Source organism: Rhizobium sp. 3T7 (genome assembly GCF_020166565.1).
In the GTDB taxonomy this organism is placed as follows: domain Bacteria; phylum Pseudomonadota; class Alphaproteobacteria; order Rhizobiales; family Rhizobiaceae; genus Rhizobium.
Map to the genome: position 1 here is coordinate 257,118 of NZ_JAIQXS010000007.1, position 11,559 is coordinate 268,676.

At 60.7% G+C, this 11,559-nt stretch carries 13 protein-coding genes and 1 pseudogene; 9 read left to right on the plus strand and 5 right to left on the minus strand.

Annotated features, from left to right (window positions below; genetic code table 11):
* Positions 1-33: 33 nt before the first annotated feature.
* The 6 genes from K9B32_RS13370 (at position 34) to K9B32_RS13395 (ending at position 5,450) form a co-directional block, all read left to right on the plus strand.
* Positions 34-294 carry a DUF2933 domain-containing protein gene (locus tag K9B32_RS13370; protein ID WP_224562786.1) on the plus strand — a complete coding sequence of 87 codons (261 nt, stop codon included), beginning with the start codon at positions 34-36 and terminating at the stop codon, positions 292-294.
* On the plus strand, positions 287-964 hold the full coding sequence (locus tag K9B32_RS13375; protein ID WP_224562788.1) for a methyltransferase family protein: 678 nt from the start codon (positions 287-289) through the stop codon (positions 962-964). The genes K9B32_RS13370 and K9B32_RS13375 overlap by 8 nt, the downstream gene beginning before the upstream one ends.
* Positions 957-3,179 (plus strand): copper-transporting P-type ATPase, encoded by a 2,223-nt coding sequence (locus tag K9B32_RS13380; protein WP_224562790.1) that lies wholly within the window; start codon positions 957-959, stop codon positions 3,177-3,179. Before K9B32_RS13375 ends, K9B32_RS13380 begins: the two co-directional genes overlap by 8 nt.
* A gap of 315 nt (positions 3,180-3,494) precedes the next feature.
* Positions 3,495-4,280, plus strand: coding sequence for a universal stress protein (locus K9B32_RS13385; protein WP_224562792.1), 786 nt, complete (start codon positions 3,495-3,497; stop codon positions 4,278-4,280).
* Positions 4,281-4,515: 235 nt separating this feature from the next.
* Positions 4,516-5,094 carry a hypothetical protein gene (locus tag K9B32_RS13390; protein ID WP_224562794.1) on the plus strand — a complete coding sequence of 193 codons (579 nt, stop codon included), beginning with the start codon at positions 4,516-4,518 and terminating at the stop codon, positions 5,092-5,094.
* 59 nt (positions 5,095-5,153) lie between these two features.
* Positions 5,154-5,450, plus strand: coding sequence for a hypothetical protein (locus tag K9B32_RS13395; RefSeq protein WP_224562796.1), 297 nt, complete (start codon positions 5,154-5,156; stop codon positions 5,448-5,450).
* An 87-nt stretch (positions 5,451-5,537) separates the two neighbouring features.
* Here the strand turns inward: K9B32_RS13395 and K9B32_RS13400 are convergent, their stop codons facing one another.
* Positions 5,538-5,777 (minus strand): hypothetical protein, encoded by a 240-nt coding sequence (locus tag K9B32_RS13400; RefSeq protein WP_224562799.1) that lies wholly within the window; start codon positions 5,775-5,777, stop codon positions 5,538-5,540.
* Between the two features lie 199 nt (positions 5,778-5,976).
* On the opposite strand from K9B32_RS13400, the gene K9B32_RS29110 reads away from it, so the two are divergent.
* The 3 genes from K9B32_RS29110 (at position 5,977) to K9B32_RS13410 (ending at position 8,906) form a co-directional block, all read left to right on the plus strand.
* Positions 5,977-6,201 (plus strand): hypothetical protein, encoded by a 225-nt coding sequence (locus tag K9B32_RS29110; protein ID WP_411969707.1) that lies wholly within the window; start codon positions 5,977-5,979, stop codon positions 6,199-6,201.
* Between the two features lie 288 nt (positions 6,202-6,489).
* Entirely contained in the window at positions 6,490-8,109 is a 1,620-nt protein-coding gene (gene groL, locus K9B32_RS13405) for a chaperonin GroEL (protein WP_224562802.1), read from the plus strand.
* 101 nt (positions 8,110-8,210) lie between these two features.
* The gene (locus K9B32_RS13410) at positions 8,211-8,906 is read left to right on the plus strand and encodes a VIT family protein (RefSeq protein WP_224562805.1); all 696 of its coding nucleotides are present in this window, start codon (positions 8,211-8,213) and stop codon (positions 8,904-8,906) included.
* Between the two features lie 180 nt (positions 8,907-9,086).
* Here K9B32_RS13410 and K9B32_RS13415 read toward each other — a convergent pair whose 3' ends face one another.
* The 4 genes and pseudogenes from K9B32_RS13415 to K9B32_RS13430 all read right to left on the minus strand — a co-directional run bounded on the left by K9B32_RS13415 (position 9,087) and on the right by K9B32_RS13430 (position 11,302).
* Positions 9,087-9,476 carry a DUF302 domain-containing protein gene (locus K9B32_RS13415; protein WP_224562808.1) on the minus strand — a complete coding sequence of 130 codons (390 nt, stop codon included), beginning with the start codon at positions 9,474-9,476 and terminating at the stop codon, positions 9,087-9,089.
* Positions 9,473-10,198 (minus strand): phosphoribosyltransferase, encoded by a 726-nt coding sequence (locus tag K9B32_RS13420; protein ID WP_224562810.1) that lies wholly within the window; start codon positions 10,196-10,198, stop codon positions 9,473-9,475. The genes K9B32_RS13415 and K9B32_RS13420 overlap by 4 nt, the downstream gene beginning before the upstream one ends.
* 105 nt (positions 10,199-10,303) lie before the next feature.
* Positions 10,304-10,672 (minus strand): annotated as a pseudogene (locus K9B32_RS29115) (universal stress protein); the annotation flags it as partial.
* Between the two features lie 81 nt (positions 10,673-10,753).
* Positions 10,754-11,302 carry a transcriptional regulator gene (locus K9B32_RS13430; RefSeq protein WP_224562854.1) on the minus strand — a complete coding sequence of 183 codons (549 nt, stop codon included), beginning with the start codon at positions 11,300-11,302 and terminating at the stop codon, positions 10,754-10,756.
* Between the last annotated feature and the right edge of the window lie 257 nt (positions 11,303-11,559).

Below are 11,559 nucleotides of genomic sequence, written 5' to 3' on the forward strand. Positions count from 1 at the left end.
GCTTCCCCGATCTCCCTCGAACGAGACATCCTCATGAACGACAACCATTCCCCATCTGCCTGGAGCACGTACAGCCGAACCGTCTTCATCGCCTTCGCCGTCATCGCGGCAGGGCTCATCGCCTACGAGCACCGCGTGCATGTGCTCGGCGTCCTGTCCTGGCTTCTCATCCTTGCCTGTCCGCTCATGCACATGTTCATGCATCACGGACACGGCGTCCACTCCGGTCATGATCATTCGGGCCACGATGCGCGCATGACGCCGCACAAGCCGAAGGAGAAAGAAGATGTCTGACACTCCCGCCTACGGGCTCTGGAGCCTGGTGATCATCAATTCCGTGGTGTTTATCGTCTTCGCCGCGAGCTTCACCAGGCTCGAGACAAAGCGTGACTGGCGGTCGCTCGGCGCCTTCTCCGCCTTCGTCGTGGCGCTCTTCACGGATATGTACGGCTTCCCGCTCACCGTCTATCTGCTGTCCGGCTGGCTCGGGCGACAGTTTCCGGGCGTCGACTTCTGGTCGCACGACGCCGGCCACCTACTGGAGATGATGTTCGGCTGGCGCGTCAACCCGCATTTCGGGCCGTTCCATCTCGCAAGCAACGTCCTGATCGTCGCCGGCTTCTGGCTCCTCGCGTCAAGCTGGCATGTGCTCTATGCCGCCCAGCGCGACCACCGTCTTGCGACCACGGGGCCATACGCGCGCGTCCGGCACCCGCAATACGACGCCTTCGTCGTCATTATGATCGGATTCCTGCTGCAGTGGCCGACCCTGGTGACGCTCGCCATGTTCCCGGTTCTGGTATGGGTCTACGTGCGCCTTGCGAACCGGGAGGAGGAGGCCTCGCGGGCCGAGTTCGGAGCTGCATGGGACGCCTATGCCCGAGCGGTTCCCCGGTTCCTTCCGAGGTTCGGCCGCAGAACGGATGCCGCTGGAAGCCATCGCGGAGGAGCCGTCCATGACTGACCACAACGTCCATGAAGGCCATGCCCATGGCGGCCATCACCATCAGGAAGAAGGGCGGGCGGCCATGCAAGCGGCCACTAGGTCGGCGGAGGCTCCGGAAGGCGTGATCTATACCTGCCCGATGCATCCGCAGATCCGGCAGGCAGGTCCCGGCACCTGTCCGATATGCGGCATGACGCTCGAGCCGGAGGTCACGACGACGGAGACCGGGCCGAGTGCCGAACTTGTCGATATGACCCGGCGGTTCTGGATCGGATTCGCCTTGTCGCTGCCCGTTCTCGCGCTCGAAATGGGCGGCCATCTCACGAACCTGCACATGGTGCTCGGTGCACAGATCTCGAACTGGATCCAGCTCGTGCTTGCGACGCCCGTGGTTCTATGGGCCGGATGGCCGTTCTTCGAGCGGGCCTGGGCCTCGCTCGTCAACCGCAGCCTCAACATGTTCACGCTGATCGCGATGGGCACGGGCGTCGCCTGGATCTACAGCGTCGTCGCCACGGCGGCACCGGACATCTTTCCCGACACCTTCCGCGCCGCCGACGGCTCCGTCGCGATCTACTTCGAGGCGGCGGCGGTCATCACTGTACTGGTGCTGCTCGGCCAGGTTCTCGAACTCAGGGCGAGGGAGCAGACCGGCGGCGCCATCCGGGCACTGCTCGACCTCGCACCGAAGACGGCACGCCGCATCCGTGAAGACGGATCGGACGAGGACGTCGGGCTGGACGTCGTCGCGGTCGGGGACCGTCTGCGCGTCCGGCCGGGCGAGAAAGTCCCTGTCGACGGGGAGTTGCTGGAGGGGCGCAGCTCCGTCGACGAATCCACGATCACCGGTGAATCCATGCCGGTCACAAAGGAGGTCGGCGCCAAACTGATCGGTGGCACGATGAACCAGAGCGGCGGCTTCGTCATGAAGGCCGGCAGGGTCGGACGCGACACGATGCTCTCGCAGATCGTCCGTATGGTGGCCGAAGCGCAGCGTTCGCGCGCTCCGATCCAGCGGCTAGCCGACCAGGTGTCGGGCTGGTTCGTCCCGGCTGTGATCCTCATCGCGGTCTCCGCTTTTGTCGCCTGGGGCGTCTGGGGACCGGAGCCGCGCTTGGCCCACGGCCTCGTCGCCGCCGTCGCGGTGCTGATCATCGCCTGCCCATGTGCGCTCGGACTGGCGACGCCGATGTCAATCATGGTGGGCGTCGGGCGCGGTGCGCGAATGGGCGTCCTCATCAAGAACGCCGAGGCGCTGGAACGCTTCGAAAAGATCGACACGCTTGTCGTCGACAAGACCGGCACGCTGACGGAGGGCAGGCCGAAGGTGACCGCATTGAAGGCCGTCCAAGGTTTCGACGAAGCGGAACTCCTGACGATGGCCGCAACGCTCGAGCGTGCCAGCGAGCATCCCCTGGCTGCGGCCATTGTCGCGGCGGCGCAGGAGAGGGGCCTTGCCCTGGGTGAGGCCCGCGCGTTCGACAGCCCGGTCGGCAAGGGCGTCACGGGAACGGTCGACGACAGGAAGCTGGTCATCGGCAGCCACCGGATCATGGCCGAGGCGGGCATCGATCTGTCGTCGCTCGCGGCGGAGGCTGAGACGCTGCGCGGCGAGGGCGCGACGGTGATCTACGTCGCCGTCGACGGCAAGGTGGGCGGCCTTGTCGCCATAGCCGATCCGATCAAGGCGACGACGCCCGAGGCCCTTCGCTCGCTCAAGGAGAAGAACATCCGCGTCGTCATGCTGACCGGAGACAACAGGACGACGGCGGAGGCGGTGGCCCGCCGGCTCGGCATCGACGAGGTCGAGGCGGAGATCCTGCCGGAGGACAAGGGCAAGGTGGTCGCGAGGCTTCGAAGCGAAGGTCGCGTCGTCGCGATGGCCGGCGACGGGGTTAACGACGCCCCGGCGCTTGCCGCCGCCGACGTCGGCATCGCCATGGGCACGGGAACGGACGTCGCGATCGAAAGCGCCGGCGTGACGCTGCTCAAGGGAGATCTGCAGGGCATCGCTCGCGCCCGCAAGCTCAGCCATGCCACGATGAGCAACATCCGCCAGAACCTCTTCTTCGCCTTCATCTACAACGCAGCCGGCGTGCCCGTGGCGGCGGGCGTGCTCTATCCGGCGCTCGGGCTGCTGCTCTCGCCGATCATCGCGGCCGCCGCCATGGCGCTGTCCTCCGTCAGCGTCATCGGCAACTCGCTGCGCCTGCGTCGCTCGTCGTTGGACTAGGCCAGCGCCGGTTGGAGCATGATGTGCGAATGGCTGTCCTGCGCAGGACGCACCTACAGGAACGATGTCTGCACATGACACCATTTCATATCTGGCCATTTTCGGTGCTTCAGTTCGCTCGAACGGATGCCGGGTCTTTGCGTAAAGGATCGCTACAACCCAACCCGACGACATCGTGAATTGTTTGCAGTCGTACGGAACCTGGAGCGCCAAGGGACATTAACTGTTTAGGGTGGGTGCGCTGCGATTCTCCCGGTGACTCCTGCGACAGAGAAGCGAGCAGGTGAAACGCTCGGCCAGCGAATGGAGGAAGTTATGGCCTACAGAGATATCGTTGTCTATTTGGACGCTGGAGCAGATTCCACGGCCCGTGTGCGCACTGCCATCAGTATCGCTGCCAAGCACCAAGCCAGGCTGATCGGCGTCGACGTCAGCACGAAAGAAGCACTAAAGGGGGAGAGCCGCGATCTCGCGCTCGCGATTGAAGATGAATTGAAGGCCGCGGTTCAGACGGCTGGCCTTGACTTCCAATATCACGCGGCACGGCCGGAGGCTCATAGCGCAGAGCAGCTTTTTTCCCATTGCGCGGACCTTCTGGTAACGACACAGCCGCATCCGGACCACCGCCATCTATCCAATTCAGCAATCCCCAAAGAAATTTTGATGACAGCCGGGGTTCCCATGTTGGTCCTTCCAACGGGCTGGACAGGAGAAGACGCAATCGGCGAGCAGGTGGTCATCGCCTGGAATTTCAGCCGCGAGTCAACCAGGGCCGTTCATGACGCAATGCCGATCCTCAAGGCCGCACGCAAAGTTTTCCTGTTCGTGTTTGCCAGCAACTACAGCGACAAAAACGCAGACGTCCAGGAGATAAAGGGTCATCTCGAACAGCATGGAGTTGGGGTAGCCCTGGCAGGCTGGCGGAACACGGGGGAGACCGATTTCACCAGTGCGTTGTTTGCCGGCCTCGACCGTGAGAGCGCAGATCTTATCGTCTGCGGCGCCTGTGGCCACTCGCCGCTCTTCGAAGATATGTTCGGCGGTGCGACCCGCGATCTGCTGAATAACATTTCAACGCCGGTCCTGATGTCGCACTACTAAATCGCAGCCTTGCGGCTGGCCTGGCGATTTCTTGTGGGCTGCTTGCTAGCTCGGACATCGGTCGTCGTGCCGGGTTGAAGCAGGGCGGTCTCCAATGTCTGTGATCGCCAGTCCCTGGAAGTGCCCCCCTCAGGACAACCCAATGTCTGGGGCATGTCAGAGGCGTGCCTCGGTTTCGAATCTGAAAGATCATGCTTGACTCTGACTATGAAGTCGACGCCGAAATCGTGCTGTCATGCTTCCCTCCCGCTCTCCCGCTGGCGGGAAGGAACGGCGCATCGTATGCGTGCATGAGGCGGGCCACGCTTTCGTCGGTCTCGCGATCGGCTATCGGACGTTGACGGCGGTTGCGGTCGTTCGCGAAGTACGTACTGGGAAGGCGTTAGTAGGCGGCGCCTATTTCGAAAAGAAGACCGAACGCGTCAGAAGCCGTCAGTCATATCTTGACGAAATCCGCTGGAGGCTCGGAGGCATCGCTGCGGAGAGTGTTGTCTTTCATACCACTACTGGCGGCGTCGGTGGTACTGACGAAGCCGACCTTGCCCAAGCTGCGGATCGCGAACGGCTTCGCCACATTCAGTCGCCGACACTTTCTGATAGGGATCGACTCCGGCGGTCCATGCCTGAGGTCGAAAATGAGGTGTCGCGTATCCTTGGCGATCGGTCTGAGCGGGCTCGTTCGATCACCAAGGAGAAACGCTCGCTCATCGAAGAGTTGGCCGCGCGGCTTTACGAGGAAGGCTTCGTAGAGGGAACGGACGTTCTGGAAATGATCGAGCGGTCGGGTGGCTGGCGGAGGGCAGGGGAGCCGTGACAAGCAATTGGAAACTCGTTGTGCGAAGCCTGAAGAGTGGTCGGTTTCCCGAGACGCGCATGCTGGTCAAGAAGGCGCTTTTGGAAGCCGCTCATTTGCCGTGGAAGCTTCGAGAAGCACGTCGGCGCCTGTTCCTTCTCACTACCGGGGCCGCGAACGGAACGCTGGCCGTCATAGAGACGGACGGCGGTCTGGTATGCGTCATCGGCCTCGACGATCTCGTAGATATCGTAATGGATCCGCCGCCCACGCTTCATGACGTGATGCGCAATGCTGGAGTGAAGGTTACGAATAAAACCTGCCATTTCCCGGAGATGACGCCTCGCATGGAGAGCAAGCCCTGCCCGTCGACGTAATCGGATGCCTCGGCAGGTGATTCCGCCAATGTCGCACTCAGCTACGCGAGCAGCTCTTCCTTCCCGTCCGCCACAGCACCGAGAATCTCACGATCTATCGGGAGGAATGGACGACATCTGCCGCAGCCATGCCGCGCCTACGATACTCATGCCGTCAACGGCGACGACGACGTCGCCAGCAAGCATGCTGAACTCCTTCTGGACGGCACTGGCCAATGTTTTTCGACGAAGTTTCTTCAATGGACATTGACGAGGATCAATGAACGAGGGCTTGCCTCCTGTATTGTCATCTTCAAAGAATACGACGTTTTCGAAGATTTCTACCACGGACTGCTCCAAACTCGCTGACACCGCCGCAGGCCGTGGCGTTTGCCAGGGATGCGAACGCGTCCGTTGCATCCAAGCAGAGCGAGGGGGCGAGATGCTATCAAAGCCAGCGTTGCAAGCGTACTGGGGCACTCTAGCCACTCTCCTGGTCGTGTACGCGGGCGACAGCGCCGCTGCCGATCGCGGCAATGGCCAACGGATTGCCGAGCGTTGGTGCTCTGAATGTCATGTTGTTGCGTCGGGGCAGCAGCAAGGCTCGGACCAAATTCCAACTTTTGCGCAAATCGGGCGCTCGGATCGTTTCGACGATCGGTCACTTGCGGCCTTTCTATCGGCCCCGCATCATTCCCGCATGCCAAATCTTTCACTCACACGGTCCGAGGTGGCGGATCTCGTTGCGTACATCAAGAGCCACGGTCGGTGAAACTGCTACGCGGCTTCGCCGCAATTAGCATTTCGGACTTTGACAGATCAACGTGGGCGTGTGCCGATTGCGCGTTTCCATATCGAGAACCAAATAGCCGAAGTTTGATGAATGGGCACGGCCGTACTGGTCCCGTGACCGCTCGACGTTGGAAGGTCCTGCAACAGAGCGCACCTGCGGCAGGGGATGATGGCGTTTGACGTGGATCAATTTCACCGAAGGCAATTCGCGTCATTAGTAGACTGACGTGTCAGCCGCCGTATGGCGGGACAATCGAGGAGACGATCCATGCCGCACAAACAGGTTCTCTTCCATTCCGAAGCCCGAGGGAAGGTTCTGCAAGGCGCAGGCAGACTGGCTGATGCAGTGCGAATCACGCTCGGTCCTCGTTCGAAGTCCGTGCTCATTGAAAAGAAGTGGGGCGCTCCGATTGTATGCAACGATGGCGTCACCATTGCTAAAGAATTCGACCTCAAAGATCCGGAGGAGAACCTAGGCGCTCGAATGCTGCGCACGGCGGCCGAGAAGACCGGCGAAGTCGTGGGTGATGGGACGAGTACGGCTACTGTTCTCGCTCATGCCATTCTGGCTGATGGACATCGAAACGTAGTCGCCGGCGCAAGCGCGATCGATCTAAAGCGGGGTCTCGACCGAGCTGCCGCTCGGGCGGTGCAGGCGTTGCGGGGGCTTTCCCGTCCCGTAACTACAGACAAGGAGAAACAACAAGTTGCGGCAATCTCAGCTCACAACGACGAGAACATCGGAGCACTTGTTGCTGAGGCGATGGCAAAGGTCGGGCGAGAAGGCGTGATAACCGTCGAGGTGTCCAAGACGATGGAAACCCGGCTCGACGTTGTAGAGGGCATGCAATTCGACCGAGGCTACGTTTCTCCCTACTTCGCAACGGATCCAGAAAAGATGGAAAGCGTACTCGAGGACGCCAAGGTTCTCCTGTTCGACAAGAAGATCACAGCACTAGGAGACCTCGTCAGCCTGCTTGAACAAATCGCGCGCTGCGGCAAGCCGCTTCTCGTTATAGCGGAGGACGTGGAAAGCGAAGCACTGGCAACGCTGATCGTCAACCAGATCAGAGGAACGCTTCGCAATTGTGCCGTCAAGGCGCCTGGCTTCGGCGATCGACGCAAAGCCATGCTGCAGGACCTCGCGATACTCACTGGTGGGCAGCTCATCTCGGAGGATCTGGGGCTAAAGCTCGACAAGGTGACTTTGGAACAGCTTGGGACAGCCGCCCGCGTCGTCATCGACAAGGAGAAAACGACGATTATCGGTGGCGGAGGCGCGAAGTTGGCCATCAGTGGCCGTGCCGACCAGATCCGCCGCGAGATCGCGGCGACCACCAGCGACTACGACAAGGAGAAGCTTCAGGAACGTCTCGCCAAGCTTTCTGGTGGCGTCGCCGTCATTCGCGTCGGCGCTCCCGCGGAGGCTGAGGCCATGGCCAGGAAGGATGCGCTTGATGACGCGGTCAGCGCGACCAAGGCGGCGATGGAGGAGGGGATACTTCCCGGAGGAGGCCTTGCTTTGCTGCGGTGTATAGAATCCGTGGCTTCGGAGGAGGAACTTTGCCTAGGCGACGAGAGGACAGGAGTTCAGATCCTGAAACGGGCGCTCGAGGTTCCAGCCCGCCAGATCGCGGAAAACTCCGCGGTGGACGGTGGTGTCGTAGTCGCAAGAATGCTGTCCGGAGAAGGGAATATGGGATTCGACGCCTCCTCCAATCGCTATGTAGATCTTATGCAGGCTGGAATCGTCGACCCCACTAAAGTTGTGCGCGTCGCACTGGAAAATGCCGTTTCGGTCGCGAGCATTCTTCTCCTGACGGAGGCGACGATGACGGAGATACCGGAGCCCGTCCAGCCTATGACCGCTCCGCCGATGGGACTCTAATGCATCGCTAGCAGACATTGGGCAAAATGGAAGTGTCGGTAGACACCTTTGTTGCCGAGCGTCACTCATTACGTCAAATCGGCTTTGTCCTGGAGACACTCATGAGCAGACTGCATTCGGAACATCACCTAATCTCCCGCATCGGCTGGCTCCGGGCAGCCGTCCTCGGCGCAAACGACGGGATCGTCTCGACGGCGAGCTTGATCATGGGCGTCGCCACCGCGTCCACGGGACCGTCACAGATCGTGGTGGCGGGCGTCGCGGGTCTGGTCGCGGGCGCGATGTCCATGGCGGCCGGCGAATATGTGTCGGTAAGTTCGCAGGCGGACACCGAGGAAGCCGATCTTGCGCGGGAGCGGATGGAGTTGGAGACGCAGCCCGAAGCGGAGTTCGAGGAACTGACGCAAATCTATGTCAAACGCGGTCTCACCCAAGATCTGGCCAGGCAAGTCGCGACTCAGCTGACCACTGGTGATGCTCTCGACGCGCATTCGCGCGACGAACTCGGTATCGTTGATCACATGGCGGCTCGGCCCGTTGAGGCAGCGCTGACGTCGGCCGCCACATTCGCGGTGGGGGCCGCATTGCCCCTTCTCACGGTCGTCCTTTCACCCGCCCCGATGCTGATCTACACCGTTGCAACCGCGTCTTTGGCTTTCCTCGCGCTGCTGGGCGCAATCGGTGCGAAAGCGGGCGGCGCGAACGTCTGGCGAGCCACCACCCGCGTCACTTTCTGGGGCGCTTTCGCCATGGCATTGACGGCTGGAATCGGTGCGCTGGTTGGCACCGCGGTCTGAGAGGCGGCCTCAACCCTCTGTACCTTCCTGCACGCCCAGCTTGTCGGACGGAGTGAGCTTTTTATGATGTTGCGGTTCTCGCCGCGCAATGAACGAGAAGCCGATCCAAGTTCGCTCCTCGGCGCCGCTTGGATCCACTCTCAACACGGATTCGGAAGCCGGCTCTCGCAATATCCGATGTCAAACCTCCGCCACCACATCGGCGAGCATCGAGCGGACCTTGCCTGCCAGAAGGCTCAGCATTTCATTGTTGATCGACTGCATCGACGCGACCGGATCAATGGCGCTCACCATGACATTGCCGCCACTGACGTCGCGCACAATGACATTGCACGGCAGCATGGCTCCGACCTTCGGTTCCAGTTTCATCGCCTCGAACGCCATGTGCGGATTGCAGGCTCCGAGGATGAGGTAGTCGTCGATGTCGACGTCGATCTTCTTCTTCATGGTTGCCTTGACATCGATCTCCGTCAGAACACCGAAACCGTGCTTGAGAAGAGCCGATTTCGTCCTGCGGACGGCATCTTCGAAACTGGTTGTCGACAAGGTTCTATCCAGCGTGTAGGTCATAAGATATCTCCGTTAGCAGTGGGAAACATCTGCCGTTTGCTGGGGCTCGGTTCGGCTTTCTCGGATTCGGTCCATCCCTGCCTCAGAAGTCCGATCGTCTCCTCATCGGTGAGCTGGTGGAAATCCTCGTAAAAGGAGCCAACGCCCCAGAAATCTTTGGCGGGATGAAGGCATACGACCACGTCGGCATATTGACGCATTTCGGCGAGTGTTTCTTCCGGCGCGACTGGAATGGCGAGAACGATTTTTGCGGCACCTTGGCCTCTCAAAGCAATAACCGCCGCTTTCGCCGTCGCCCCTGTGGCAAGTCCATCATCGACAATGACTACGGTGCGACCCTTGGGGTCTACTCGCGCGCGGTTGCCGAGGTACAGCGCGCGGCGGCGCTCAAGTTCGACAAGTTCGCGCTGTCGGGCCCGTTCAAGGTAGGCATCGTCAGCACTACTCGCCAGCCGCACATTCTGGTTGATGACCGTCTCGGCGCTTTCACCGTCCACAACGGCGCCCAGCGCGACTTCAGGCGCGCCTGGAGCGCCAATCTTACGGACAAGGATCACATCGAGCGGAGCATTTAAGGCGCGCGCGATTTCCAGCGCCCCCGGCACCCCACCGCGTGGCAAGGCATAAACAACTGGACGATCGAGCTTCAGCTTGACGAGCTTGGTTGCAAGCTGACGACCAGCATCTACTCTGTCCAGGAACTGAAAGTGTTGTTGATTCATTAGACAAATATGCGTGATCGCTAATTGTCTGCATTGAGCGAAATCAAACCACTTCTAAGATCGAGATCCGTTCGGCTTCTCGGCGACGGGTTTTGGAATTGAGAGACGGCCGTCGCTTGCGATGCGGTCAACGTCGACCTTCACGCCATGTCGGGTAAGGAACGTCGCTATGTCAGATCCGGGCTCTTCGCCATTTTCCCAGCGCCGTGTGACAGGATCGACCAATGTGACAGGTAGAGAACCGCAGCCCGTCAGAAACTCCATCGACTGCCGGGTGGCTCGCGCAGCCTCTTCGCTAGAGTCCCTGGCGAGTAGGATCGACTTTGGACATGCCGTTACAGTCTGCATGCGCGGATTGATCAAGATCGGTGTAGGTGATTGAAACAGGGCACCATCTACGACGCGGCTTAGAAGAGCCTCGTTGCCGGCTGCTTGCGCGCCCACGAGGACCAGGTCGGCATATAGCACGGGTTCCTAGCCACTGAAGTGCGGAATCTCTAAAACTCTACGGTTCCGAATCGTTCCCACCGTCCTGTCAACCGAGTACCGTATCTGTCAGGAGGCGGCAATCTTCCTCGCTGTATCCCGGACAAGACAGAGCCGCTTAAGCTCGAGGAGTGCATCAGGAAGGGCGCGATGAGCCGGGTTGGTGGGCTCCGACTGTGCAATGACATTGGCGACCAAAGCCGGTACGTCGACCGTAGTGCCACCCGTATTGCCACCCGTATTGAGGATAGCTGACGCCACCTCGGTAAAGAGATCGTCGGATTTCCGCAGTCGCAACGCGTGACGTGGCATTCCTCCTCCACGAAGTAGCGCGCTGAGCCACTTCCCGTCCCAAGAAGGCGAACTCGCATAAAGCTCGTTTCCTGAGAGCTTCGCCATGAGTTCCCTGACGACGGGTTCGACGTCGCTTCCTTCCTCTTGTAGGCGATCGCGCGAGATCCCGTGAACCCTTTCCGCATCCGCGGACCAGTCGGTCCATCCGGGTTTTGGCTTGATCAGGAACGACTGCGAGCGGCCGTCCTCGAAGACCCAGGCGATTTCGATGGGGTAGCTGTGCTTGCCAAGGGAGGAGGCTTCGAAGTCGAGGAATACGATCATGGCCAGTAGGTAGGGCGGGACCGAGTTGGCCGCAACGCCCGATCGAACCCGACCGAGGGGAAGATCACGATGGAATCCCGTTCTCTTTGAGCTCTCGATGGGCCAGCCCAGCTCGAACGCGTCAACGTTCCGGGGCAGTGACATCGGTGACGGACGTCCACGAGACCTTCGTGCGGTAATCTTGGCGATAACGTTGCCGGTCTTCGAACTCACCGGACGACTGTCGCATCTCTAACTGGCCTATGTGTCGCATCTCT